The following is a 23,390-nucleotide window of genomic DNA, read 5'->3' as shown; positions in this document are numbered from 1 at the left end:
GGCGCTCCGGCGTGCCCGTGTGCGCACGTCGGTGGACGTGCCTGCGAACCCTCGCCGCGCCTCAGAGCCGCGCCTTGCGCAGCGCGAGCAGCCAGTCGTTGAGCTCTCCCTGGTTGGGCGGCTCCTCCGGCAGCACGGCGTGGTCGCGGGCCGCCTCGAGGGTCGTGAAGGCGCGGGCGATCTGCTCGGCCCAGCGCTCGGCGACGTCGGGAGCGAGCGGCGCCTGCTCTCCGGCGCGCTTGGCCTCGACCAGCTCGCGCGCGGCGCTGAAGCCGTAGAGGTCGAGGAGCGCGGTGACGTCGGTGACGATCTCGCCCGTCCGGAGGGCGTGGGCGCCGGTCAACGTGGTCCTGAGGACATAGAGGAGCTTCTTCGCCGACGAGCGCCCTCCCGCCTCCCAGGCGCGGAGCTGGCTCGTGGCGAAGCCGATGTAGTGGCGGAAGATCCGGCGCGAGAGCGCGGCGGCGACGAGCGGGCGAAGGGAGGCGAGGTCGGGATCGACGTGGAGCTGGAGGGGGCCGAGGATCCGCTCGATGTAGTTGCCGTTGCCCTGGAGGACGCCGATGAGGACGGGGTGGAGCTCGTTCGACGTGTAGTCGATCTCGACGCCGTCGATGACCTGCATCCGCTCGGGGCTCGCGTTGCTGCGATGGAGGCCGAGCAGCTTCTCGGTCGGCTCGACGTGAACCGACTTGAGGTCGAGGTCGCTGTCCGGCGAGGGGAACCCGTACGCGTGCGCGCCGCTGAGCGCGATGACGAGGTGCGAACGCTTGGCCTCCTCCTCGGCGATGACGCGCGCCGCGACCTCCTGCTGCTTTGCTTCGAGCACCTGGGGGTTCATCCGTCGTCCTTTCTCAACTCGTTGCCGGGCGTGGGGTCGTTGCCGGGCGTGGGATCGTTGCCGGGCGTGGGGTCGTTGCCGGGCGCGGGGGCCGCGTCTCTGTCGTCCCAGGCCGCGACCGGCGCGGGGGGAGCGTCCCTGCCGAGGGGGCCGGGCTCCGCCGCGAGGTGCCGGCGGGCGATCTCCTCGCGGACCCGCCGGAGGAGCACGTCGGCGCGGGGCACGTCGGGGTGCGGCGGCAACCTGGTTGCGAGCCGCGCGGCCTCGAGGTCGGGCGTCATCGACTCGGCGAGCTCGATGGTGCGATCGAGCGGCCAGGCGCCGCTCTTGATGGCGAGGAGCGTCTCGCGGAGATCGCCCTGCACGACCAGGTCGACCTCGCCGTCGCGCAGCCAGCGGATGGCGGTCGCGATGAGGCGAACCAGGTTGTAGGCGTTCTTGGGGCGGAGGTCGCGGGAGAGGTCGAGCGACGTCCTGTCCGCCCGGGCGAAGGCCGCGAGCGAGGCGAAGTCGCGCGCGGGCAGCAGGCCCTGGTCGTGGAGCGAGCGGTAGAGCTGCTTGATGTACTCCTTCGCCTGGAGCTCCCTGTCGGCCTCGGTCGGCGCGGCGCGCGGGCTGATGGCGGCGAGCTTCCGGGCGACGTCGTCGAGCGACATCGCGGGGTCGTTCGCGAGCCAGTCGAGCACGCGCTCCCGGTGCTCGGCCAGCCGGTGCGCCTGCGAGAGCCGCTTGAGCTGCGAGAGCGCGTAGCGGCCGAAGCTGCCGTAGATGGCCGAGGAGACGAACGCGTCGCGCGCCTCGAGGATCCAGGCGCCGATGTCGTCGCGCGCCTCGGCGGTGCGGACGAAGAGCAGCTCGAGGGTGTTCGGGTCGGCGCGCAGGGCCTGCCGGATGGCCTTCTCGACCTCCCAGTACGAGGCGCTGCCGTCGGCGCTCACGAGGTCCCGCGGCGGCTCGGCGAGGCCCGTGGTCCAGGGGAAGGGGAGGGCGAAGACGCCGCGCCGGTCGGTGTCGGACCCCTCGTTCGCGAGCCCCCACGCGCGCGACCCCACGACGGCCTCGAGGACGACGGCGGGCAGGAGCGCGTCCCAGGCGGCGCTGCGCCGCTCCGCGTGCCGCACCTGGCCGGTCTTGCGCGGGACGAGCTCGTCCCGGCGATAGCGGACGACGCCCACGCCGACGAGCATCACGTCGAGCTCGGCGCCCGCCGAGCCGACGACGCGCCCGATGGCGCCCTGCAGGACGCGGCGCTCCCCGAGGACCCGGTCGACCCGGGTGGTCACCTCGGTGCCGTGGGGCAGAGGGACGGCGAGCGGATCGAGGTGGGTGAGGCCGCGCAGGCGGAGCTCCATGCGAGGACGCTACCATGCGGGACGGCGGGGCCGAGCGGGCTCGTGCGGGACGTACGGCGCGGCTTGCCTCGCTTTGCGGAGCTCGATCGAGAGGGGCTCAGGCGGGGTGGGGCCGTGGCGCGCGGCGGGTCCTGCGGGGCGGGCCGGTGCGCTGGGGGGGCGGCTGCGGTACGGTGACCGGCGATGATCACGCGGATCGAGGTCGACGGGTTCAAGTCGCTCCGCGGCTTCGGGCTGGACCTGGAGCCGCTGACGGCGATCGTGGGCCCCAACGGCGCGGGCAAGTCGAACCTCCTCGACGCGCTGCACCTCCTGTCACGGCTCGCCCAGACCAGCGTCACCGAGGCGCTGAAGGGCGGTCGCGGGGCGATCCGGGATCAGTTCTCGCGGCTGCGGGATGGAGCGGCGGAGAAGATCAGCATCAGCGTGGAGATGCTTCTCGATACAACCAGCCACCCTTCTTGGGAGGAGCCGTTCGTGACGAGGGTGCTCCACAGGACCGAGATCGGGCGCGCCGTCCTTTCTTCAGGGATCGAGGATATCACCATCGATGAACAGCGCTTCGTCATCCTCGATGATCCGGCCGCAGATACGTGGATCGCACGGCATCCGGAGCTGGAGCCGCTGGTTCGTTACGATGTCCCGAGCCTCGCACGCAAGAAGGAAAGCGTTTTCAAGGTGGAGGGCGCAAGGCCGGCGACCGGGCCGGACACTCGGGTCATTCGTTGGAATCACTTCGGGCTGGAGTGGGACCCTGGTTCCCTCGGAGATCTTCCTGGCCGCGGCGTTATGGCAGGAGCACGCTCCGCGAGCTTGCTCGCCAAAGTCGCGAAGGAGCTCAGCGCGATCCGTATCGTCCACTTCGAGCCTTCCAAGCTTCGCCTCTCCAGCGACCGCGCTGCTGGCCCTACCCTCACGATCGACGGCTCCAACCTCCCGACGGCGCTTGTCGCGCTGGCGCCCGCGGCACGCGCGCAGATCCGGGCCGATCTCGCGGAGCTCATCCCAGGTTTTCGCTCGTTCGAGGTGGTTCCGGCCGACGAAGAACTACGGCTGGAAGTGGAGTTCACGGACGGCGCCCGCGTGCCCGCCCGCGTCCTCTCGGACGGCACGCTGCGCCTCATCGCGCTGCTCACGCTCCTGCGCGGCTCGCCGCCTGGCGCGCTGATCGCCGTCGAGGAGCCGGAGAATGGCATCTATCCCGGCCGGCTGCGCGCTCTGATCGACAAGCTCGTCGACGCCACGACGCCCGGGGGCGACGTCCTCCCGCCGCAGGTGCTGCTCACGAGCCACTCGCCGGCGCTCGTCGCCGCGCTCCACGGGAGGCCCGAGTCGCTCGTCTTCGCGGATCTCGTCCGGCGGGGAGACGATCTCCGCTCCACGCGCATGCGCCACGTGCGCGCTGCCGACGGCCCGGAGCGCGACCCGAGCACGGTCTCCCGGCGAGAGATCGAGCGCATCCTGGACGCCGCGCGCCCGGAGGACGAGGCGTGATCTGGCTATGTGCAGGGGTTTACGCCGAGGGCCCCGCGGATGACCGGTTCCTCTGCAACTTGATCAACCGTATCTTGCCGCCGCTCGCCGTCGAGATCTGCAAGGGCGGCTTCTATATAGATGATGCCCGGCGCATCAGTGAGCCGCGACGCATGCGGGGAGCCAGCCGGGAAGAGCGGATCGCCGCGGCGATCGAGGAGAGCTGGAGCGAGTGCAACCTGTTCGTCGTGCACAGCGACGGCGAGGGCGCTCCCGATGAGGTGCGGCGCGAGCGGATCGAGCCGGGCCTCGCCCGCGCGCGGCGCGCGCGCCCCGAGCTCGCCGCGGCCGCCTGCGTCCCCGTGCGGGAGACCGAGGCGTGGATGTTGGCCGACCCCGATGCGTTCTGCCGCATCTTCGAGACCGACCGGACGCCGCTCTTGCCTCCCGATCCCGAAGCGGAGTCCGACCCGAAAGCTGTCCTGGAGACGGCGCTCTGTGGCCTGGGCGCGCGGATGGGTCGAGGCGTGGAGGAGTACTATGCGGTCCTCGGGGCCGAGGTGCGCCTCGGTGCACTGCGGCGCCTCGCGGCGTTTCAGCAGTTCGACGAGGAGTTGCGGAAGGCGATCGCTGCCATCGCGACCCCCTGGGGCGCATAGGCCGCTCGCCGATCGCGCACGACCTTCGTGTGTCTGGGTCGAGTCCGGGCCCCTCATCGAGAGCGCCCGCGCGTCACGCGCCGCCGTGCAAGCGATGCGGGCATCAGCGCGTCGCCAGCGGATCGCTCCGCGGGCTGGCAGCCCGCGCCGGGTCTACCGGTCGGGTTTATCCGGCCTACGCCCGGCGGTCACCGCTCGACCAGCAGCACCGGGCTGCCCGAGAGGGCGAGCGTCACCTTGCCGCCGCTCGCGTCGGCGGAGGTCTTCGCGCCGTCCCACGCGCGGACGTCGAACCCTGTCGCCGTCGCAAGCTCGACGCTCGCGGACGCGTTCTCCGTGCTGCTCGCGGTCACGGCCCAGAGGGCGATCCGGCGCTTGCCGTCCTTCGTGAATACGACGCCCCGAGCGCTCGCCGGCAGCGCGAGCTCCGTGGTCGCGCGGTCATCGTAGGACGCGCCGAAGAGCACCTCGTTGAGGGTGGTGTACGCCTTGCCGAGGTCGGTCTTGGTGGCCTGATCCACGGTGGCGAGGGCGCCGACATCGTTGTAGAGCCCCATGTGCGCGAACACGTCGTCGCTCCCCTCCTCGCCGTTCGATAGAATGAACCAGTCGACGCCGCCGATGCCGTGCGTCTGCGCCATGGTCATCATCTTGATGAGGTAGTTGCGTGCATATTCCGGGCTACCCACCTCCGGGTACTCCGGCGTCGGCGCGAGCGGCGCGCCGTTCTCCGAGACATTCCACCCTTGCACCTCCACGCCGGCGCCGGCGAGCGTCGCGGCGAAGGCGTCCTTCGATGCGAGGAAATCGTCGACGGACGCGTCCGAGCTCTTCGGGCTGAAGATCGGGTAATAGTGAAAGTCGATGACATCGATATATGCGCCACCCTTCTCCGGGTAATCCGGCGTGACCGCCCCGCCCTCGGGGTTGTCGGTGTAGCGCAGGATCGCCGAGAGGAACGTGGGGTATCCGATGCCTCCGGTGGCGATCCGCGCGTCCGGATCCGCCTTGCGCGCGGCCTCTTTCGTGACGCGCAGCATCCTTATGTAGTCGAATATCGAGCCGTTGAACCGGGGGAGATCGGCGGACTTCGGCGGCTCGGTGCTCCATGTCTGGGTGACGCGCCAGTCTGCCACCCAATCGGGCTCGTTCCACACGTGCCACAGCTTGACCCAGGACTTGTAGGTGTCGACGGTCCGATACACGTACGAGGCCCACGCGTTGCCCGGATTCACCGTCCCGTCGGCCGAGAAGATCGGCTCGTAAAGGCTCTTCGGGATATAGTACTCGTTCTGCCAGTCCTCCGCGCCGGCCGGCGCGACGGTCAGATCCACGGACTCGGATCCGATGAGAAATCCGATGTGATCCGCCATGCCCAGGGACGCGTAGGATTGAACGTCGCCGACCTCGATCTCGTACCCCCACCTCGCGAAGTGGGCCGCGGGCAGCTTGATGCGGAGGCTGCGGACGCCCGCGAGCGCGGCGAGCGTCGCCTCCTTGTCATCGCCCCAGTCCGCATTGCGGTGTCCGAGGTTGGCGCCGTAGCGAAACGCGCCAGGGAGCCCGCCGTTGCCGCCGGAGCCGCCGGAGCCGCCGTTTCCCCCGTTCCCACCGCCTGCGGAGCTAGTGTCGCTGCCGCCCGACGCGTCGTCCCCCGGCGAGTCGTCCCCCGAACCACACGCAACGACAGCTGCAGCGCACAGCAGAACGGACCATCGACGCATGAACATTCCTCCTCCGGGCGGAGCCCGGAAGGCAGTGTAAAGGAACTTTCCCCAGCTGAGGCGGTCCGGTTTCTGGCTGGCAGCGATCCGACCCAGGCTGGGTGGAGCAGGTCGGGGGAGCGCGACCCACGTCAGGGCAGCGGAGCATGCTCGCCCGCCGGTTTCACGCCGGGGCGTAGGCTGACGAGCCAGGGCGACGCAGGCGCATCTCCCGCCGAGAGCGCAGCGCATCGGTAGGGTATTGCTCGATCGCGCAGGAGATTGCGCTTGCTCCTGTTCTGGCTCGCCCGGCCGGTCCTGCAGGGGTCGGGCGAGAATGCTCGCCGCGCGCTGCGGTCCACGTATCTCGAGACGGGGCGTGGCGTGTGTTCTCGGCTGGTACGTCGCTTGCCATGGCGCCCAGCTGTGGCCAACGCAAGAAAGGAATCGAACATGCCTGGAAACTGATGGAAGGTCTCCAAGATTCACCTTGGAATAGAGCACCGCAGAGCCCCAGTTCGGCGCGGATGTCCTCGATGCCGTTGCGGCCGTTCGAGGCATTTTCGACGAAGGCGCGGCGCGCGAACGGCACCTGAAATCTGGCAATACAGGAGAAGGACGCAGATGTTTGAATGGTTGGTCGATGACCTGATGGACCTCACCGTCGATGAGCATGGCGCCGCGAGGTCCGTCGTCTTTATCGGCATCGCCGCGTGCAGCAGCAGTAGCAGCATCATCTGCATCGGTTGATGCGGACGACGCTATCCGACCGGACAGGGCTCCTCGTCAGATGAGGAGCCTCCTCCGGCGCTCCATTGATTCCTGACGGGCACTGCCCCAGTCATCGTTCTGCGTGCCAGCGCTGGCGGCGTCGTGAGGCCTCGCCGCCAGCTCCGCAGCGCGAAGAAGCTGATGAGCGAGTATGAACAAGCTAGACGACGTCCCTGAGTTCCCCTGTGTCAAGACCTGGTATCGGGTCGCGATCACGGATGATGCGGTGATCTTCCAGCACGGAGAGAGGGCGCTCTGCTTTCAAGGCAAAGCCGCGAGCAAGCTGCTGCCGGTGCTGCTTCCGATCCTCGATGGAACGCGGACGATCGAGCAAGTGATCGAGTACATGGGAAGATCCATCGAGCCCGCCACCGCGAACGCCTTGCGGTTGCTGGCCGAGAAAGGGGTGCTCACGAGCGGTTCTCCGGTCGGGGCCTCGGCGCCGCGGCCCGTCCGGGAGTCGGCCCGCTTCCACGCGGCATACCGCGATGACGAGCCGGAATCCCTCACGCAGCAAAGGTTGAGCGACGCCAGCGTGGCGGTCGTCGGTGCCGGCGTTCTTGCCGACGAGATCGCGCGCCAGGTGAGCCTCTCCGGGGTCACGGGCGTGCAGCGGAGGTCGTTCGATGCCGGGGCGGGCGACCTGGCCTCGGCGAACCTCGTCGTGGTCGCTCCGGATCGAGGCGAGCTCGATTGGGTGGCGCACTGGAACACGGAAGCGCTGCGCCGACGTATCCCCTGGATGCAAGTGCTCGCGTACGACAGCAGGTTCTCCGCGGTGGGCCCGCTCTACCTTCCGCACGCAACCTGCTGCTACGAGTGCTACCGGCTGCGCCTCGCTTCGAACGTCGCGTATCGCGGACAATACTGGGCCCTGGAGCGCAGCACGCCCAGCTTCCCGCTGCCGTGCGCCATGCTGGCGATCGTGAGCGGCCTCGCCGCATTGCTCGTGGCCCGCTGGATCGTCTCGCGGGACCCGCTCTTGCCAGGGCGGTTTTACGCGGTCAACCCAGGTCCAACCGTCCGCAGCGACACGCACATGGCGTACCGCGTACCCCGGTGCTCGGCATGCAGCGCCGCCGTCGCCGCGAGCGCCCCCAGCCCCTGGTACGCCCTGCAGGCAGGAACGGAGCCATGAACATGTTTGCTCCGCTCCGCTCCCCAGGCGACGAGCCGGCGCGTGGTCACGTCACGCCGAAGCGCGCGCAACGCACGCCGCTCGCCGAGGTCGCCGGCAGGCTGCGCACCCTCGTGTCTCCCTATACGGGCGTCGTGCGCGACACCGTGGAGCTGCTCCGCGCTCCGGATGACTGCCGCTTCTTCAACTTTGGCGCCCACACGGGCGACCTTTCGGATCTGGTCGGCGCGCCGAGCGAGGTCACGTCCAACGCCGTGCATCCCGATCGAGAGGCGGCCTGGGTGGCGGCGGTCGCCGAGGCCGTCGAGCGATATTCGTCGTTTTATGTGCCTGTGGGGGATCTCGTGTTCTCTTCGTATGAGGAGCTGGACGGGGCAGCGCCGGAGCCGGAGAGCTTCGCCCTGTTTCATCCATCGCAGTACGCGTCGAGCGACTTCCCCTATGTGCCCTTCACCTCCGGCGCCCGGGTCCGGTGGGTGCGTGGCTGGTCCATCCAGGATGGGATGCCCGCGTGGCTGCCGGCCCAGCTGACGTTCATGGGGTCACACCTCGCGCGCGGCGAGGCGCAGATCGCCTACTCGACGAGCAGCGGGACCGCGCTGGGCGCTACGCTGGAAGAGGCTGCGTTCAGCGCGCTGATGGAGGTCATCGAGCGCGACGCGTTCATGCTCGCATGGAACAACCGATTGGAGCTGCCGCTCCTGGATTGGCAGGGAGACGACTCGCTTCGTCATGACGAGCGCGTGGTTCCGGCCCCAGCGGGCATTCACTATGCCGCGCTCGACGCGAGCGTCTTCTTCCGCGTGCCGACCGCCATCGGCGTGACGCGATGCACCCTGGCCGGGCAGCCCGCGCTGACCGTCGGCGCTGCCAGCGCGGCGACCGGTCAGGAGGCTGCACGGAAGGCGCTGCGCGAAGCCTTCCAGACCAGGGTGCTGGCGAAGCAGCTCTTGAGCGCTCTGCCCAGGGGACGGCGCGCGCTGGAGGCGCATCAAGTCCGCACGTTCGACGATCATGCGCTCTACCATGCGCTGCGAGAGAGCTCCGCGTCTTCCGCGTTCCTCGATGCAAGCAGAGAGCGGCGCCACCTCGGCGACGTGCCCCCCCTGGAGGGCACGGACGTGCTCGGTCAGACCGCTTCGGCCGTGCGAGCGCTCGCGCGGCGAGGCGTCGGTGCGTACCTCGTCGACATCACCTCGCCGGATGTGCGCGACGCCGGGCTGTGGGTGGTGCGCGTGATCTGCCCGGAGCTCTGCCGGCTGGACGCGCCCCACACCGCGCGGTTCCTCGGCGGCAAGCGGCTCTATCATGCGGCGTACGAGGCGGGGCTCCGCGCCCGGCCTCTCTCGTTTGAAGACATCAACGTCCATCCGCACCCGTTCCCGTGAGCTCATGCGAGAGAGGGACGAGCGGGCGTCATCCACGGCGTCCGTCGTCGAACGAGCTGAAGAGACGGATCGCGCTGGACGGCGGCACGGCGCCGTGGCGCGCTGACCGGGGCAACAGGGGGACATGATGAAATTGAGTCAAGCCGATGCGGCCACGGTCAATGTCGCGGAGCTGGTCTATGGAGACCAGGTGGAGCTCGATGATCCGGCGGAGACATACCATGAGGCTTCCAAGCTCCATCCGGGCATCCTCGGCGAGGAGGCCGCTGGTAGGACGCTCCTGGAGACGAGCGCGCAGCTCCGGCGCTCGACGGCGAGGTCAACCAAGCGGTATGTGCTCGGCGAGGCGATTCGACTGCCAGGACCGGCGCTGCCCGATGTGGGCCTGACGGCGCTCCTTCGGGAGCGCAGATCGATCCGCCAGTTCAGCGGCGCGCGAATCGACGCGCAGGCGCTCTCGAGCCTCGTGTACGCCGGGTACGGCATCACCCACACGGTCCCCGCGAGCCCGATGACCATGCGGACCGTCCCGTCCGGAGGCGCGCTTTACCCCCTGGATCTCTACTGCGCCGTCCTCGGGGTCGACGGGGTTGCCTCTGGCGTGTACCACTACGACCCCTTCCAGCACGCCCTGGAGCAGGTGCGGGCTGGCGACTGCCGGGAAGAGATAGGCGGATCCATGGTCGCTCCCGGGATCGTGAAGGGCGCGTGCGTGGTCCTGCTGATCGCGGCGATGTTCAGGCGAAACCGGTTCAAATACGGCCTCCGAGGGTACCGGTTCGCGCTGATCGAGGCCGGGCATCTTGCGCAGAACGTGCTGCTGGCCTCCCAGTCGCTTCAGCTCGGCGGCGTTCCGCTGGGCGGCTACTATGACCGCGGCATCGACGATCTCCTCGGCATGGATGGGGTGAACGAGTCTGTCGTCTACACGCTCGCCATCGGTGTTCCCGCCTGATCAGGCCTCGACCGGCGCGAGCAGCGCTGCCCGGTGGCGCGCAAGGTAGCTCCGCACGTCCTCCGCGGGCTTGCCGGTGAGCTCCTCCACCGCCCTCGTCGCCACATCCAGGGTTCCGCGGGCGATCGCCTCGTCGAAGGAGGCGAGGAGCCCGGCGATCGCCGCGGGCATCCCGGCCTTCTGCATGCCTTGCTCCAGCGCATCGCGCGGCACGGGGACGTAGTCGATCGACTTGCCTGTGACCGACGAGGCGATCTGCGCGAGCTCGCGCTGGGACACAGCCGACGGCCCGGTGATATCGAGCACGCGCTTGCCATCGAAATCGGCCGCCAGCGCCGCGGCCGCGGCGCGGGCGCAGTCCTCGCGCGTGACATACCCGGCCTTGCCGTCGCCGGCCGCAGCGACCAGCTGGCCCGTCGCCAGCGCGCGCCGCAGCGAGGCCACGAGGAAGTCCGTATAGAGGTTGTTGCGCAGGACGGTCGCGCCGAGCCCGCTCTCCGCGAGGGCATCCTCGGTGACCTGGTGGTCGGGCGCGATCGTGATCGGCGAGCCCGGCCCGGGGTTGGTCAGCGACGTGTAGACCACGTGCCGCACGCCCGCCTTCGCCGCGGCCTCGAGCGCGCTCCGGTGCTGCGCGATGCGCCGGCCGGGGCGGTCCAGCGCGTCGGTGCTGATGAGCAACAGGCGCGCCGCGCCGGCGAACGCCTCCGCGAGCGACGCGGGAGCATCGAAGTCTGCGCGCCGCACCTCGACGCGGCGGGCGCGGAGCTCACCGAGCTTCTCCGGGTGCCGGGTCGTGACGATGAGCGGCCCTGCGCCCTGCGCGAGCAAGAGATCGACGACGCGCCGCCCGAGCTGGCCGTTCGCGCCGGTGACGAGGAGAGGCTGAGACATGGTGAGAGCTCCTTGTGACGAGGTTGGGCGGATATTTGCCGCTGTCTCGAATCTGGTGCAACACGCAGAAACTGGCTACTGTGTACCGAAATGGGAACAATGGATCTGAACCACCTCTCCGTCTTCGCGGCGGTCGCCGAGACGGCGAGCTTCACGGAGGCGGCGCGCCGGCTGGGGGTGCCCAAGTCGACGGTCAGCCGGGGCGTCGCGTCGCTGGAGGCGTCGCTCGGCGTGCGGCTCTTGCAGCGGACGACGCGCAGCGTGGCGCTGACGACGGCCGGGCACGCGCTGGTGGACCGCCTCGGCTCGCGGCTCAAGGCGCTGACCGAGGCGATCGAGGGGCTCCCGGAGCTCGAGGACGAGCCGTCGGGCACGCTGCGCCTCACGGCGACGGCGGACTTCGCCACCGAGGTGCTGGCGGAGATCCTCGCCGCCTTCTGCCGCCGCTACCCGCGCATCACGGTGGAGATGCACCTGTCGACGCAGTCCGTGGATCTGGTGAAAGAGGGGTACGACGCTGCGTTCCGGTTCCTCGCGAAGCAGCCGCGAGACTCGACGCTGGTCGCGCGCAAGGTGGGCGAGCTGCACCTGCAATTCTACGCCTCGCCCGCGTACCTGGCCGCGCGGGGGACGCCGAGGACGCTGGAGGATCTCGCGGGGCACGATGGCGTGGCGCTCATCAAGACGAGCCCGTTCGGGCGAGACGAGGTGTCGCGCGCCCGCGCGCGGCTCCGCGTCCGGTGGCTCGTGAACGACGGGTTCTTCGCGCGCGAGGTGGTGCGCAACGGCGGTGGGATCGGCCTGCTCCCGACCTTCCTCGTCCAGCAGGACGTGCTCGCCGGGGCGCTCGTCCGCGTGCTGCCGCGCTGGACGGCGCCGACGGGCGGCGTCTTCCTCGTGTTCCCGAGCGGCCAGCACTTGCCGAGGAAGACCGTCGCGCTGCGCGATCACGTGGTCGAGGCGCTGCGGATGCAGCTCAAGGCGCGCGCGGGCCGCGCCGGTGAGGGCTAGCGCCCCATCGGGTTGTCGCGAACATTACACACGTAGTGGACCCACGGCAGCGCCGCGACGAGATGTGATCCGCGCCTCCACGCGGGCGCCCCTTAAGGCTTGATTTGCCGACAGGTCGTGAGGTTAGGCTGCACAGCCGAGGCCGCCGGCGCATCGCGGGCGGGGCACCTGAACATGAGCGCACACGACACTCTCGCGCGATCGCCGCTCGCGGTGGTCGAATACGGGCTGGATCTGGCGATCACGGCGTGGAACGAAAGCGCCGCGCGGCAGCTCGGGTTCTCGAGGCAGGAGGCGATGGGTCGATCCATCGCCGAGCTGCTCGCTGTCCCCGAGGGCGCGGGGTCGTGGCGGCGGCTGCTCGACGAGGACAGCGGGGAGCAGCGCCTGCGTCACGCCCGGAGGGACGGGGGCGACGTGGCCGTCGTGTGGGTTCATCACCGCGTGCTCGGTGCGCGGGGCGAGGCGGCGGGCGTGGTGTGCATCGGCCGCGATGTGACGGCCGAGCTCGAGGCGTCCAGGCGTCAGGCGGAGCACCAGCACATCCTCCGTGCCCTCGTCGAGAACCTCGATGTCGTCGTCTGGGCCTGCGATGCCAGCGGTGTGTTCACCTACTACGACGGCAAGGCGCTCGCGGCGGCCGGCATGAAGCCAGGACAGCTCGTGGGGCTGAACAATTTCGACATCTACAAGGAGCACCAGACCGGGGGGTTGCGGAGGGCACTTCGAGGGGAGCCGATGCACAACGTCATGGAAGCGGACGGAAAGCCCATCGAGAACTGGTTCGTCCCGGTCCGAGGGGAGGGGGGCGAGGTGGACTCGGTGGTCGGCATCACTCTCGATCTCACCGAGGCACGGCGCGCGGAGAGGGAGCTCCGGGAGAGGCTGGCGATCATCGAGCGGCAGCAGCAGGTCATCCGCCAGCTCTCGACACCCATCCTGCAGGTCTGGAAGGGCGTGCTGGCGCTCCCGATGATCGGCGTGGTCGACAGCGCGAGGACGGCGGAGGTGATGGACGGCCTGCTCCAGGCGGTGGTGCGCACCGGGGCCCGCCATGCGCTGCTGGACCTGACCGGGGTCGAGGCCGTGGACACGAAGACCGCGAGCTACCTCGTCGATCTCGTCCGCGCGATCCGGCTCCTCGGCGCGGAGGGCATCATCACCGGGATCCGGCCGAGCGTCGCTCAGACGATCGTCTCGCTCGGGATCGATCTTGCCGAGATCACGACGCTATCCGACCTCCAGGCGGGCCTGAGGCACTGTATCGGGCTCACGCTGCGTGAGGCGACCAGAGGCGGGCGCCCCGACCCAGGTTGAGGTTGCCGACCCGGGAGGTTGCCGACCCAGGTTGGGGTCGCCGACCCAGGTTGGGGTGGGACGACCCGACCCAGGTTGCGGACGACCCGACCCAGGTTGGGGTCGCAGGCCGGGCCCAGGTTGAGGTCGCAGGCCGGACCCAGGTTGAGGTCGGACGACCCGACCCAGGTTGGGTCGGGCGACCCGACCCAGGTTGAGGTCGCCGGACGACCCGACCCAGGTTGAGGTCGCCGGACGACCCGACCCAGGTTGAGGTCGCCGAGGTTGAGGTCGCCGGCCGGACCCAGGTTGAGGTCGCCGCTCTCGGCACGCGCCTGGCACGGGCCTCGCAGGGATCCTCTCCCGAAGGAGGCCCCTCATGGATTACGACCGCTTCATCGAGGAGGTGCAGCGCCGCGCCGGCTTCGAGGGCCGCGACGAGGCCGAGCGTGCGATCGCGGTGACAGCACGGACGCTCGGCGAGCGGCTGCTCGTGGAGGAGGCGGCCGTGGTCGCCGGTGGGCTGCCGGGTCCGATCGCCGCCGCGGTGCGCGGCGCCACGTACCAGGGCGACTTCGATCGCGACGAGCTCTACGACCGCATCGCCCGCCGCGAGGGCGCGCCGCGCGGCTTTGGCATGGAGCACGCCCAGGCCGTGTGCCAGGTCATCGGCGAGGCGCTGCCCGAGGCCGAGCGCGTGCGGCTCCAGCGGCACCTGCCGGACTGGGCGGACCTCTTCGCGCCGCGCTCGGCCGGAGCGCCCCCGCCGCGGCCGGCGCACGCCGCATCGCCGCCCGAGACCGGCCAGGGCTCGACGCTCGCGACGGGGCGGCCCGGCAGCCGTCACCCCTTGAGCGAGGCGCGCCCCGAGAGGGCCCATGCGCAGTCGGTCGCCCGATCGGACGATCCCCACGCGGATACCAGGCTGTCGAGCAGCCCGGGGCTGACGCAGGAGCGCCTCCAAGAGACGCTGGCTGACGGGCGCCCCGGCCCCGAGCACCCCGTCAGCGAGACGCAGCGCTGAGCCGCGAACCGCAGCGCGGACGGCCCCACCCGGCGCGGGGGCCTCTGGCGCCTGCTTGACAGCGGCCGTGCTCCCGCGAACACTTCGCCTTGCGGGCTGCTCCGGGCCCGGCTCCTCGCTCGCCGCCGGCACGGCTCCGCGAGGGGCGAAGAGGGCGCTGCCCTTCGGCGGTCTTCGCTCGTGATGCTGCCGCTCTTCCGTCGGTGCCGGCCGACAAGGACCGATCTCGGCAGATCACCTGGACAGGGCCGATGGGGAACCGCCACCACCACAAGAAGCTGCGCGCCGACGTCCGCGCCAGGATGGCCCGGACCGGCGAGAGCTACCAGAAGGCGCTCGCGCAGATCCTGGACGAGCGTTCCACGCCGAAGGCGGCGCGAAACATCGATCTCGTGCCGATCGATTACTTCGGCGCGCCGGCCGCGCTCGCGACGTTCGAGATCGCGGGGCGGCTCGCGTGTCTCGTCGTCTCGAGCCGCCATCGCCCGCGGCCGTTCCCTCAAAGCCCCCTCATCGCCCTGGCGATGCGTGGGCCTCGGGCCATCCATTGAGTGATCTCCGCGATCCCGGGTGTCGCGAGGTCATGATGAGCACGTCAACGAGAGATCGAATCGACGCCTTTCGCGCGCAAGGCTTCTTCATCATGCGCGCTTTCCTCGACGTCGCCGAGCGCGCCGAGCTCCGCCGCGCGTGCGACGCCGCGCTCCTCCGCACACGAGCGCTCTCCCGGGAGACGGGTCACTCGACCCCCAGGATCTCGCTCCTCACGGACGGCGCGACCTGCTTTCAGGACGATCCCTGCGCGCTGGAGCTCATCTCCGCGTTCGTCGGCTCCCGGCGCGTCTGCGCGCTGCTCGCCGGCCTCTCGCGCGCGGGAGCGGGAGAAAGAGAGGAAGACGTCCCGCGCCTGAAGGACGCGCATTACTACCACGAGCAGACCAGGCGCGACTGGGACGGGGACTGGCACCGAGACAGCCAGTTCGGCCAATCCGATCCAGAAATCGAGCGCGCCATCGTCGCGACGACGACATCGGTCCACTTCAGGGTGGCCCTGGAAGACGACGATCGGCTCGAGATCGTCCCCGGGTCCCACGCCCGCTGGGACACGCCGGACGAGCTCCGGATCCGCAGGGGCGCCGATCGGACCACGCCGGACATGCCGAACGCCGCGCGCGTCGCTTTGCGCGCCGGAGACGCGTGTATCTTCCACGCGTGGTCCATTCACCGCGCGACTTACCTTCGAGCTCCTCCGCGTCGCACGATCGACGCCCTCTACACCTTTGCTCGTCCGACCGCGCGTCGGTGGACGCTGCCGGCGATCTGAGGTGCCGCCGTCCGTCGCCCGGCCACCGCGGCGCCCGCCCTCTCGCGCATGCTGGTGCCGGCGTGGCCGTCGCGGCGGCCCTCGTCTTTGCGCCGTGCGCCGCGCGCGCGGATCCCACGATGAGCGAGGAAGCGGGATGGCTGATGCTCGCCGCGCTGCCGTCCGAGGTCGGCGGCGACGTGGGGATAGGCCTCCGCGAGATGGGTGGCCCGCGGATGCTCCTCGCGTGGTCCATGCAGCTCCCCATCGTTCCACAGTATTTTTTGTTGAGAAAAGACGCGGACGTAGCATTCGTCCCGCCACGATCTGTGGTTCACGTCCATCGATCAGCTGCGCCTGAGCGCCACCGTGGGCTGGGCGTTCTTCTGAGCCCGGACCCGACCTCGCGAGCGCCGCGGCGGCCTCCGCGCGCGTGACCGGCTCGCGATCGACGAGCAGGCACCCGGCGAGCTTACAGCAGCCGCGCGCGAGGTCGCCTATCCTTGCCGCCCATGGCGCCCCGCCTGCCCCTGCTCCACCGCCTCGCCGGCGGGCTGGAGACCCGCCCCGTCAAGGCCGCGATCTCGCTCCTGATCCTCGTCTCGGTCCTGCCCATCCAGGGCCTCGACGAGCAGCTCCGCCCGTATTTCCTGGCGATCTTCGGCGTCGAGCTCCTCTTCCGGGCCGTCCTCCTCCACCAGCGCGGGGACGGGCGGTCGCGCCTCGACGTGCTCCTCTTCGCCTTCGACATCATCGCCTGGGTCAGCTTCCTGCCGCTCGAGCGGATCCTCGACGTGCACGCCGCCCACGCCCTCCCCATGCTGCGCCTCTCGCGGCTCTTCCTGCTCCTGCGCTTCACGCGCGAGATCGCGATCGACCTCTACGCGATCATGACGCGGCGCGAGCTGCTCGAGCAGTTCGGGCTCGTCACGCTGGCCGTCTGGGGGCTCGCGTTCGGCTCCTCCGTGCTGCTCAGCCACCTCGCGATCACGCACGACTACGATGGCCGCGGCCCGACCCCGGACACCAACTTCATCGACCGGATCTGGTGGTCTTTCCGGCAGATCGAGAGCGCCGACAACCTCGTCGAGAACCTCCGGGTTCACCCCGTCGTGGCCGTCGTCTCGCTCGGCCTCACCATGGTGGGCGTCTTCATCACGTCGTTCATCATCGGCATCGGCGCCAACGTGGTCGACCAGGTCGTGCGCGCGGCGCGGCGGCGGCCGGTCCGCTACGCGGGGCACGCGCTCGTGATCGGCCCGGTGCACGAGGCCGAGATGCTGGTGCAGGAGTTCGTCCGGCTGTACGAGCGCCACCGCGCGCTCCGGAGCATCCGGCTCGCGGAGCTCTGGCAGTGGCTCCTCCGCCGCGGGCCCCCGCCGACCCGCCACGCGCTCCCGCGGATGGCGCTCCTCGGCACCGAGGACGACCCGCCCGCCTACCTCTACGCGCCGGGGATGCGCTGGGTGAGCTACCGCCAAGGGGACAGCGCGCAGCCGGAGGCGCTCGAGCTCGTGGGCGCCGCCGAGGCGAAGCGGGCGCTCATCCTCGCGCGGCCCGACGCGGGGCCCGACGCCGACGCCCTGACGGCGATGACGCTCTCCTCGTTCCGGACGCAGAACCCGCACGGCCACGTGTTCGTCGAGGTGCAGGAGAGCAAGAACCGCGATCTCATCCAGGAGGTGGGCGGGCCCGGGACACATCCGCTCGACATGCAGCGGTTCCTCGGCTTCTTCCTCTGCCAGCACCTGCTCACGCCAGGCGTGGAGTCCCTCTACACCGACCTCATGACCGCGGACGGCTCCGAGTTCTACACGCACATCTTCCTGGGCGAGGAGGCGGTCTGCGCCGTCGGCAAGCTCGGCAAGGCGCCGAAGCGCGAGCTCTCGTTCTCGGACATGGCGCGCGCTGCCTACGAGAAGCAGGTGATCCTCGCGGGGGTGTTCCTCGGGGACGAGGCGGCGGTGCCGAAGCGCGAGGAGGGCAAGCTCGTGTCGGTCGAGGGGCTCGTGCCGTGGCTGAATCCGCTGCTCGATCCGCCCGAGGGGTCGCCGGCGTGGGCCCTCGGCGCGCGGGCGGGCCGGGTGCCGGCGCAGCGGCTCAGGGGGCTCATCGGCGTATCGGCGACGTATGCGCCGCTCCTGGACTACGGGCGAGAGCTCTACAGGGGCCGGGGGATCGAGCGCGCCGCGGCGTCGGACGGCGCGACGGCGGCGCACGAGTGGGCGGCGAAGCTCTCGCTGCACCTCGGCGAGATCGAGCGGGTGCTGATCGTCGGGTACAGCGCCGCGCTGCCCTCGCTGCTGCACGCGCTCGCGCGGTTCGTGCCGGGCGTCGAGGTGACGCTGGTCCTCGGGGAGCGCGGGGACGAGCGGATGCCGCTCCCCGATCGGCTCGCCTCGCTCGGCGTGACGCCCGGCCCGAGCGGCGCGCCGCCGGGCTCGGACGGGGCGATGCTCTCGCTCCCGCGCGGGGGCAGCGCGACGGTGTACACGCAGCACGGGCACGACCTCGCCTCGCTCGCGGTGCGCTGCGTGGCGCGCGGCGCGCCGCTCTCCGCGGCGGTGTTCCTGAGCGAGCCCGAGGGGCTCGATCGCGACGCCCGCACGGCGATGCGGGTCATCCGCTTCGCGCGGGCGCTGGCGAGCCGGGAGCTCGCGCACGGCAGGGCGCTGCACGTGCTCGCGGAGTTCTCCTCGGTGGCGAAGGGCGAGCACGTCCGGAGCCTCCTTGCCCCTGACAAGTGCGGCTTCGCCGTGCGGGTCAGCCTCGTCAGCACCGAGCGCATCAAGAACTATTTCATGGTCCACAGCGCCTTCGTGCCGGGAGTAACGGCTCTTTACGATGAGCTCCTCGGCGAGGGCGGGCAGGACCTCGTCCGCATCGAGGCGCCGCCGCCCGACGTGGCGGGGCAGGCGGGCGACGAGCTCCGCTTCGACGACATCCGGGCGGCGCTCGAGCCCCGGGGCGCCATCCCCATCGCGCTGGAGGTCGAGGAGCCGAAGGAGGACCAGCCCGGGGGGGCGAGCCCCGTCGCGCAGCGGGGCGAGCCGCGGCGCGCGAGCCATGTCGCGCAGCCGGGCGAGCGCCGGGTCGTGCACCTGAACCCGCCGCCGGAGAAGGCCTTCAAGACGGCGCTCATCCGCGTCGTGTACGCGCTCGCACGGCGCCAGGATCTCGTGATCCAGGGGGCGCAGCGGCCGCGGCGGGGCGACGCAGCGCTCGGCGAGGAGTCCCCGCGGATCAGCACGTGATCAGCGCGTGATCAGCGCGCCGCCGCGCCTCTTTTTCGCGCCTCGCCCGAAGTCGCGCGATCTTCGCGGCGAGATCTGTATCCTGGAGGCGTGCCCGAGCGCCCGGACCTGGAGTACGTCGTTCCGATCCTCGCGCGCGAGCTCGCGGGCGCGGCCGTGGCCGCGGCGCGGGCCGAGAACTCGGTGGTGCTGCACGTCCTGCTCCCGGAGCGCCTCGACGCGCTCTTGCCGGGCGCGGAGATCCGGCGCGTGGCGCGGCGGGCGCACGCCGTGGTCTTCGAGCTCGACGGGGCGCGCGCGCTCGATCTCGTGATCTCCCCGATGCTGGCAGGGCGGTTCTCGATCACGCGGCCAGGAGAGACGCGGATTCCAACCGATCTCGCCTTCTCGCTGACCCTCGGGGACGGCCGCGAGCTCAGGGTCCGAGACGACGTGCAGATGAGCAAGGTCTACGTGCTCGCGCGGGGCGATTTCGACAGGATCCCCGGGCTCCAGCGCGTCGGTCTCGACGTCCTCGATCCTCGGGTGTTCACGCAGGAGGCGTTCCGCGCTGCCGCGCGCGGACGGCGCGACCTCGCCAAGGATTTCCTGATGGACGGGACGGCGCTCGACTCCATGGGAGACTCGTACGCCGACGAGGTGCTCTTCGAGGCAAGGATCCACCCGAAGGCGACGGTCCAGAGCCTCTCCGAGGAGGAGACCGACCGCCTCCACGTGGCGATCGCCCGTGTCCTCGGCGACGCGACCCGGACGATCGCCCGGCGCGCGCCGGCCCTGGACGAGCGGCTGCGCGACTTCCTCAAGGTCCGCGGGCGCCCGGGCCAGCCGTGCCCGCGCTGCGGCGACAAGCTCCGTCGCGCGAGCGTCCACGGGCACGACGCGATCTTCTGCCCGGCCTGCCAGCCGGAGGTGCGGAGGAGCGCAGCGGGGGATCCGCGCCGCGCCAGGCGGGAGCCGGGCTGAGGCGAGGCCGGCGTCACAGCGCTTCCGGCAGCGGCTCCGGCGGCGCGAGCCCCGCGCTCTTCGCCCTGCACGGGACGCTCACGCCCTGACAGCCGCACTGGTTCTGGCCGCCGTCGGTGATCTTGCCCGCCGTGCCGCTCTCCGTCTCGACGTTGAGATCGATGAAGTTGCACTCGATGGTGCTGCGCGCGAGCGCCACAGACGCGCCGAAGCTCGCGACGGCGGCGCCGTCGCTCGCCTCGATGCGCACGCCGGTCAACGTGGCCTCCGAGTCGCCGGGGTCCTTGACGATCGTGACGCCGTTTCCCTGGAGCCCATCGGCTGAGCTCCGCGTGCCGCGGACCGTTGTCTCCTCCAGGGTGGCCGCAGATCCGAAGAGGGCGAGCCCCGAATCGACGCTCTCCTCGACGAGCGACGACCGGAGCACGAGGCCGCTCCGCCCGTCCTGTGCGCCGAGCGCGTGGACCTCGATCCCCCGGCCGAAACGCCCGTCCGACGCCTGCGGGAGCGTGCGGCGGACCGCGACCCGCTCCAGCGTCGCGTCGGCGCCCTCGATGAAGACACCCGCGGTGCGGCTCCCCTCGACCACGGAGCCGCGCGCGGTGACGTCGCCGCGCAGCGGGCCGCGGGAGGCCACCGCGAGCCCGACGCCGTGTTTCCCGTCCCCGTCGCGCGGCAGGGTGTCGCGCACGAGCACGCCGTCGAGCGAGGCGTCGGAGCTCAGGATCGCGACGCCCACGTAGCGGCTCTGCTCGACGACCACGCGCAGCAGGGTCGCCTCGGAGCGCAGGCCCTCCTCGAGGTCGGCGGCAATATAGACGCCCCACCCCGTCGCCAGCTTGTCCGGGTAAGGCCGCGTGTCGCGCACGACCGTATCCTCGACGACGGCGGACGAGCCCTGGACCCAGATCCCCGCCTCCTCATTGGCCTCGAGGACGCTGCGCCTCAAGGTCACCTGGCTCGGCTGGCCCCGGCTGTTCCGGATGGCCAGCACGCCCATCCCGGCGGCGCTGGTGTCGATTCCGGTGCTGTCGCGGATCACGCTGTCCTCGACGAGCGCCTCGGAGGCGATGAGGTACACGCCGGTTCCGTGGCTCTGCTCGATGATGGATGCGCGTACCGTGATCGAGGCCGGCGTGTTGCCCTCTCCCCTGTTCGCGCCGACGCCCGTCCCCTCGACCTCGCCGGACTCGAGGGTTCCTCGCACGACGGACGACTCGAGGGCGAGCTCGGCGCCCGCGCTGTGCACGCCGACCCGATGGGCCCCTTCGACGAGCGAGCCACGGACGGTGAGCGCCGCCGGGCCTTGCTCGTTGTCCACCTTGATGCCCTGGGCGCCCGCGCCGGCCACCCAGACCTCGTCGATCACGACGCCGCTCGAGCCCGAGACCAGGATACCTTGCCCCGCGCTGCGGATCGCGACGCCCCGTATCTCGGCCGCGTCGGCGCCCGCGCCGACTTCGATGGCCGCGGCCGTGTCCGGCCCCGCCCCGGCGATCTCGACGAGCGCCGGGCACCTCCCCCACAGCCGTACTGGCTTGTCGACGATCACGTCCTCTGGATACGTACCCGCGGCGATCGCGACGACCGCGCCGGGCGCGGCCGCGCGGAGGCCCTCGCCGACGGTCGTCCACGGCCTCTCCGGCGTGCCATCGGAGTCGCCCCCTGCATAGGCGCCGTCGACGTGCTGGGTCTCCTCGTCCAGGGCGATGTCGCCCCATGGCGCCTCACCGCACGGCGCGACCTCGCGACAGGCGGTCTCGCCCGGCACGGCCATCGTCCCCGCAGGGCAGGGGGCATCCGGCAGGACAGGCGCGCACGCTCGGTCGCCCGGCGTGAAGCCGGCGCCGCAGGCCTCGGGCGGGATGCCCGCGGGCTCGCACCCAGAATCGGTCGTGCGCTCGCCGGCCGCGCACCCCGGCGCGGCCGCCCCTCCTCCTCCGCCGCCGTCAGGCGTCGCGTCCGGCCGAGGTGGGGGGGCCTCCCTGTCGCAGCCAGCCAGGAGCCACGTCGCCGTGAGCAGCAGGAGCGGAGCCCCGTGTCGGTCCATGAATCCGTCCATGAACCGGACCACGACGTCGATCAACGGTCTACTTGTCGTCCACCACCGTAAAAAAACGCCGGCCCGTCCGCGCTCGCGGTCTTCTCTTTGCTCGAACGCGACCCAGGAGACGCGGAGGCTCCACAGGAGAGAGCAGCGAGCGACCGCGACGCACTCCGCGCCTCTTCTTCTGCGCCTCTGTGGTGCATTTTTCTTCTCACTGCATCGGCGTGCGGCGCGCCGGCGCGAGTCGAGCCTTCGTGCGAGGCACGGTGACAGGGAGCGGCGTTCTGAGCTACGCTGAGCGCCCCGCAGGAAACGCAGCATGCTTTGCAAATCCCATCACTCTGCACATCGCCTGGCCGGCGTCGCCGTGCTTCTTCTGTCGCTGCCGGGCTGCGCCCTCGACACGAAAGGCACAGGCGGGTCAGGTGAATCCGAGGCTCAACCCGGAGGACCTGGCGGCGCTCCCGCCGGAGAGCCCGGCGGAGCCATCGCCGGACAGCCTGACGGCGCTCCCGTCGAAGAGCCTGGCGGCGCTCCGGCGGAAGAACCCGGCGGAACGCCGACGGAAGAACCCGGCGGCGCTCCCGTCGAAGAGCCCGGCGGGGATCCGGTCGAAGAACCCGGCGGCGCTCAGGTCGAAGAGCCCGCTGGCGCTCCCAAGCCGCTGTGCGGGGCGGCAGCTCCATCGCTGATCGCGTGCTTCGCGTTCGAGGGCAACCCCGACGACGCCTCGCAGCATCACTTCACGCCCGAGCGGGTGCGCAGCCTGCACTATGCGCCTGGCCGTGCCGGCCAGGCGCTCTCGGTGACGATGGGGAGCAAACTCTACTTCCGCCACGACGCCGCATGGACCGCCTCCGCGATGACCATCGATGTCTGGATCAACCCCGCCTCTCTCCCCGACAAGCGGCGATACACCGTGATCGACAGCGGCGGGAAGCCTTCGCTCTTCCTGATGCCGGGCGGACAGATCCGCTGCACCATGGGCGTCGAGCGGAACGTGACTTCCCCCATCGTTCCCGGGCAGTGGACGCACGTCGCCTGTCTCTCCGACGGCCAGACGCAGAGCCTCTACGTGAACGGCGTCGAGGTCGACCGGAGCCCCTCTGGCCCGGTGATCGCCTCCGGCGAACAGCCCGTCCACATCGGCTCGGACGAGCCCTCGGGGGAAGACGAGTTCAACGGGCTGATCGACAGCCTCCGCATCTTCGGCCGGACGCTCACGCCCCAGGAGATCTGCGCGGCTGCCGGCGGCGGCTGCTGAGCTGCACGGTCCGGCGCGCGCCCAACGGGGGGCTCTGGCCCGCGGGCCGGCTCA

At 70.9% G+C, this 23,390-nt stretch carries 20 protein-coding genes; 15 read left to right on the top strand and 5 right to left on the bottom strand.

Annotated features, from left to right (window positions below):
* Positions 1-61: 61 nt before the first annotated feature.
* Both WME82_RS38400 and WME82_RS38395 read right to left on the bottom strand, forming a co-directional pair.
* Entirely contained in the window at positions 62-841 is a 780-nt protein-coding gene (locus tag WME82_RS38400; protein WP_438039392.1) for a nucleotidyltransferase domain-containing protein, read from the bottom strand.
* Positions 838-2,193, bottom strand: coding sequence for a DNA polymerase beta superfamily protein (locus WME82_RS38395; protein WP_438039391.1), 1,356 nt, complete (start codon positions 2,191-2,193; stop codon positions 838-840). The genes WME82_RS38400 and WME82_RS38395 overlap by 4 nt, the downstream gene beginning before the upstream one ends.
* A 183-nt stretch (positions 2,194-2,376) precedes the next feature.
* Between WME82_RS38395 and WME82_RS38390 the strand changes: the two genes are divergently transcribed.
* Entirely contained in the window at positions 2,377-3,687 is a 1,311-nt protein-coding gene (locus WME82_RS38390) for an AAA family ATPase (RefSeq protein ID WP_438039390.1), read from the top strand.
* Positions 3,684-4,325 carry a hypothetical protein gene (locus WME82_RS38385; protein WP_438039389.1) on the top strand — a complete coding sequence of 214 codons (642 nt, stop codon included), beginning with the start codon at positions 3,684-3,686 and terminating at the stop codon, positions 4,323-4,325. Before WME82_RS38390 ends, WME82_RS38385 begins: the two co-directional genes overlap by 4 nt.
* A gap of 188 nt (positions 4,326-4,513) precedes the next feature.
* On the opposite strand, the gene WME82_RS38380 is transcribed toward WME82_RS38385, so the two are convergent.
* Positions 4,514-6,049: a hypothetical protein gene (locus WME82_RS38380; protein WP_438039388.1), complete on the bottom strand. Its 1,536-nt coding sequence runs from the start codon at positions 6,047-6,049 to the stop codon at positions 4,514-4,516.
* A 603-nt stretch (positions 6,050-6,652) separates the two neighbouring features.
* On the opposite strand from WME82_RS38380, the gene WME82_RS38375 reads away from it, so the two are divergent.
* The 4 genes from WME82_RS38375 to WME82_RS38360 all read left to right on the top strand — a co-directional run bounded on the left by WME82_RS38375 (position 6,653) and on the right by WME82_RS38360 (position 10,280).
* The gene (locus WME82_RS38375; RefSeq protein WP_437741485.1) at positions 6,653-6,778 is read left to right on the top strand and encodes a hypothetical protein; all 126 of its coding nucleotides are present in this window, start codon (positions 6,653-6,655) and stop codon (positions 6,776-6,778) included.
* 172 nt (positions 6,779-6,950) lie between these two features.
* Positions 6,951-7,937: a TOMM precursor leader peptide-binding protein gene (locus WME82_RS38370; protein WP_438039387.1), complete on the top strand. Its 987-nt coding sequence runs from the start codon at positions 6,951-6,953 to the stop codon at positions 7,935-7,937.
* A complete protein-coding gene (locus WME82_RS38365) occupies positions 7,934-9,325 on the top strand; it encodes a YcaO-like family protein (RefSeq protein ID WP_438039386.1) in 1,392 nt (463 codons plus the stop codon). Before WME82_RS38370 ends, WME82_RS38365 begins: the two co-directional genes overlap by 4 nt.
* Positions 9,326-9,452: 127 nt before the next feature.
* Positions 9,453-10,280 (top strand): SagB/ThcOx family dehydrogenase, encoded by an 828-nt coding sequence (locus WME82_RS38360; RefSeq protein WP_438039385.1) that lies wholly within the window; start codon positions 9,453-9,455, stop codon positions 10,278-10,280.
* Here the strand turns inward: WME82_RS38360 and WME82_RS38355 are convergent, their stop codons facing one another.
* Complete coding sequence (locus WME82_RS38355; RefSeq protein WP_438039384.1) at positions 10,281-11,174, bottom strand: SDR family oxidoreductase; 894 nt, start codon at positions 11,172-11,174, stop codon at positions 10,281-10,283. It lies immediately after the preceding gene.
* A gap of 99 nt (positions 11,175-11,273) precedes the next feature.
* Here WME82_RS38355 and WME82_RS38350 point away from each other — a divergent pair, with 99 nt between their 5' ends.
* The 7 genes from WME82_RS38350 (at position 11,274) to WME82_RS38320 (ending at position 20,025) form a co-directional block, all read left to right on the top strand.
* Entirely contained in the window at positions 11,274-12,185 is a 912-nt protein-coding gene (locus WME82_RS38350) for a LysR substrate-binding domain-containing protein (protein WP_438039383.1), read from the top strand.
* Positions 12,186-12,359: 174 nt separating this feature from the next.
* Entirely contained in the window at positions 12,360-13,502 is a 1,143-nt protein-coding gene (locus tag WME82_RS38345) for a PAS domain-containing protein (RefSeq protein WP_438039382.1), read from the top strand.
* A gap of 358 nt (positions 13,503-13,860) precedes the next feature.
* Positions 13,861-14,505, top strand: coding sequence for a DUF2267 domain-containing protein (locus WME82_RS38340; RefSeq protein ID WP_438039381.1), 645 nt, complete (start codon positions 13,861-13,863; stop codon positions 14,503-14,505).
* Positions 14,506-14,756: 251 nt separating this feature from the next.
* Positions 14,757-15,056, top strand: a complete 300-nt coding sequence (locus tag WME82_RS38335; RefSeq protein ID WP_437852869.1) for a hypothetical protein — start codon at positions 14,757-14,759, stop codon at positions 15,054-15,056.
* Between the two features lie 32 nt (positions 15,057-15,088).
* Positions 15,089-15,829 (top strand): phytanoyl-CoA dioxygenase family protein, encoded by a 741-nt coding sequence (locus tag WME82_RS38330; protein ID WP_438039380.1) that lies wholly within the window; start codon positions 15,089-15,091, stop codon positions 15,827-15,829.
* A gap of 491 nt (positions 15,830-16,320) precedes the next feature.
* Entirely contained in the window at positions 16,321-19,062 is a 2,742-nt protein-coding gene (locus WME82_RS38325; RefSeq protein WP_438039379.1) for a hypothetical protein, read from the top strand.
* Between the two features lie 90 nt (positions 19,063-19,152).
* Positions 19,153-20,025, top strand: coding sequence for a DNA-formamidopyrimidine glycosylase family protein (locus WME82_RS38320; RefSeq protein WP_438039378.1), 873 nt, complete (start codon positions 19,153-19,155; stop codon positions 20,023-20,025).
* Between the two features lie 13 nt (positions 20,026-20,038).
* Here the strand turns inward: WME82_RS38320 and WME82_RS38315 are convergent, their stop codons facing one another.
* Positions 20,039-22,075 (bottom strand): right-handed parallel beta-helix repeat-containing protein, encoded by a 2,037-nt coding sequence (locus WME82_RS38315; protein WP_438039377.1) that lies wholly within the window; start codon positions 22,073-22,075, stop codon positions 20,039-20,041.
* A gap of 422 nt (positions 22,076-22,497) precedes the next feature.
* On the opposite strand from WME82_RS38315, the gene WME82_RS38310 reads away from it, so the two are divergent.
* Entirely contained in the window at positions 22,498-22,764 is a 267-nt protein-coding gene (locus WME82_RS38310) for a hypothetical protein (RefSeq protein WP_438039376.1), read from the top strand.
* 119 nt (positions 22,765-22,883) lie between these two features.
* Positions 22,884-23,336 carry a LamG domain-containing protein gene (locus WME82_RS38305; RefSeq protein WP_438039375.1) on the top strand — a complete coding sequence of 151 codons (453 nt, stop codon included), beginning with the start codon at positions 22,884-22,886 and terminating at the stop codon, positions 23,334-23,336.
* Positions 23,337-23,390 lie beyond the last annotated feature (54 nt).

The organism is Sorangium sp. So ce128, from assembly GCF_051525245.1.
In the GTDB taxonomy this organism is placed as follows: Bacteria; Myxococcota_A; Polyangia; order Polyangiales; family Polyangiaceae; genus Sorangium; species Sorangium cellulosum_B.
The sequence above is the reverse complement of the archived record's forward strand: the minus strand, read 5'-3'. Positions and strand labels throughout refer to the sequence as shown.